The organism is Mesorhizobium sp. M7A.F.Ca.ET.027.02.1.1 (assembly GCF_004022985.1).
Classification (GTDB): domain Bacteria; phylum Pseudomonadota; class Alphaproteobacteria; order Rhizobiales; family Rhizobiaceae; genus Mesorhizobium.
Genome location: NZ_RZOL01000684.1, coordinates 1 through 1,805, shown reverse-complemented (window position 1 = coordinate 1,805; position 1,805 = coordinate 1). Strand labels below are relative to the sequence as shown.

At 64.7% G+C, this 1,805-nt stretch carries 5 protein-coding genes; all 5 read right to left on the bottom strand.

Features of this window, described 5'->3' with window-relative positions:
* The coding region (locus EN749_RS35110; RefSeq protein ID WP_145991160.1) for a hypothetical protein at positions 1-522 on the bottom strand (522 nt) is incomplete at its 3' end.
* Positions 515-805 (bottom strand): hypothetical protein, encoded by a 291-nt coding sequence (locus tag EN749_RS35105; RefSeq protein WP_128364889.1) that lies wholly within the window; start codon positions 803-805, stop codon positions 515-517. The genes EN749_RS35110 and EN749_RS35105, both read right to left, overlap by 8 nt.
* On the bottom strand, positions 802-1,212 hold the full coding sequence (locus EN749_RS35100) for a hypothetical protein (RefSeq protein ID WP_245491574.1): 411 nt from the start codon (positions 1,210-1,212) through the stop codon (positions 802-804). The genes EN749_RS35105 and EN749_RS35100 overlap by 4 nt, the downstream gene beginning before the upstream one ends.
* A gap of 43 nt (positions 1,213-1,255) precedes the next feature.
* Positions 1,256-1,627: a DUF4031 domain-containing protein gene (locus EN749_RS35095; protein ID WP_128364888.1), complete on the bottom strand. Its 372-nt coding sequence runs from the start codon at positions 1,625-1,627 to the stop codon at positions 1,256-1,258.
* 11 nt (positions 1,628-1,638) lie between these two features.
* The coding region (locus EN749_RS35090) for a MucR family transcriptional regulator (protein ID WP_189367937.1) at positions 1,639-1,805 on the bottom strand (167 nt) is incomplete at its 5' end.

Genomic DNA, 1,805 nt, shown 5'->3' with positions numbered 1-1,805 from the left:
GGGCGGCGGCGTCTGGCGGCGGATCGCTTGCGAAGGGTCGGCCTTGGGCGGGCAGAGCTTCATGCCGGCCATGACGTTGTAGAGCGACCGCCACGTCTTCATGGCGCGGTATGCAATGTCGACGCCTCGGACCCGCAGCAGGCGGCCATACCAGTCGTCGAGCAGCTCGAGCGTGATGTCGGCCGGCGGCAGGTCGGCGAAATACGGCTCGATGAACGTCCAGCCACGTTCCCAGTCTTCACGCGTGCGCGGCGGCTTGCGCTCCCAGGCATCCATCTTGCGATAGCGGGCAAAGGCGTCGCCAATCGAATCCTTCGGCCACACATGCAGGCGCGGCGGCTCCCTGCCCTTGCGGAATTCCTGCCAGCGGTCTTCCCATTGCCTGGCAATCGCCCACGCATCCGGACCGTCCGTGCCACAGGAGATGCATTCGAAGCCGGCCTCGACCATCTTCGGCGTCGGCAGCCAGTAGCCGTACTTGCCCTTGCGAATGACGTAGTGCTTCAGCTTGATCTTAGCCAAGGGTCGCCAGCCTCGCTCTTGCGATTTCGGCGCTAGACTGCGCGCCGGATCCTGATCCGGCAAGGCCGGAGCGCTTGTCCTGCCAGGCGTCGATCGCCACCAGGTCGTAATTGCCGGTGATCGGGCACGCCCGTGGAAAACCCTGATGCTGCAGCGCCGGCAGCAATTCCATGAATTCCGGCAGCGTCAGGTGCAGATAGCGCGCCGCCTTGATCGCCGGCACCAGGCGCGGTTGCACAGGAAAGCGGACGGATGATGGTTGCGGGGCGTGGGTCAGCGTCAAAGCAGGCTCCCCTGTCTTGGCGCTGCCGTTAGCACCGGCGCGGCGTTGAGGTTGTCTCTCCATCTGAAAAAGCCGAGTGCGCCTTTGACGGGAATGAACTCATCCAACGGCTCGACGTTGCGCAGAACAAATCCATAGCGACCGAAGAACCACGGGCTGGCGCTTTCAGCGACGCAATCGACTATGTCGACCGTTCCGACGATGCCGCCCCGCGGCAGTTCCTCGAATGCCGGCAGCATCAAGCCCGGCTTGAAAGGGTGCGTCAGACTGATCTCATGGATTGTGGCGAGGCAGTCTTCGTACTCGTCGCGCGTCATGCCCTTGGCACATGCAGACAGACGCGGCCCCTGATCTTCGTCGGCCAGTCGCGGTTTTCGATATCCTTGCCACAGTGCATCATCGCCCATGGCCATGGCTGGCGGACGGAAATGGCGAGGTCGGGAAGCTCGATCACAGCAGTGCTCCCTGCTTAGGATTGGCCGGCCTCGCGCCGGCACCGAAGCCCTTCGCGCGAAGCTGTGCTATCTGGTCGAGCTTCACCTGGTCGCCCTTCAGCCGGGCGGTGTGCTCGACCGGGCCATATTTGTCTGTCTCGATCGCGCCGGCGGCGACGGCCAGCGCGCGCTTCGATTGAGCAATGTCGAAATGCTCCCACGTTGCATCCATGCCGGCGACACCAAGCCCGGCCGGGCGCTGGAACCATCGGCGCTGGACGCCGATGCGGTCGGCCATGGCGAGCAGTTCGGCGCGGGTATCCGCCCACATATGGCACATGAGCAGACGGCCGAAGGGATGCTTGGCGTTGTCGACGTAGACGGCCATCAGCCCGGCGCCTATTGCAGCGGCGCGTGGTGGCTGCCGGCGCGGCCGAGGCCCGAGGCCTTGGCCAGCGCCGAGCGCTTCTGCGAGTAATTCGGCGCTACCATCGGATAGTCGGCGCCAAGGCCCCACTTCTCGCGATACTGGTCGGCCGTCATGCCGAGCGTTGCAATATGGCGCT

Excerpts from the sequence above, each read along its gene's own strand:
- EN749_RS35100 (WP_245491574.1), bottom strand. The coding sequence starts at position 1,212 with ATGGGCGATGATGCACTGTGGCAAGGATATCGAAAACCGCGACTGGCC.
- EN749_RS35095 (WP_128364888.1), bottom strand. The coding sequence starts at position 1,627 with ATGGCCGTCTACGTCGACAACGCCAAGCATCCCTTCGGCCGTCTGCTC.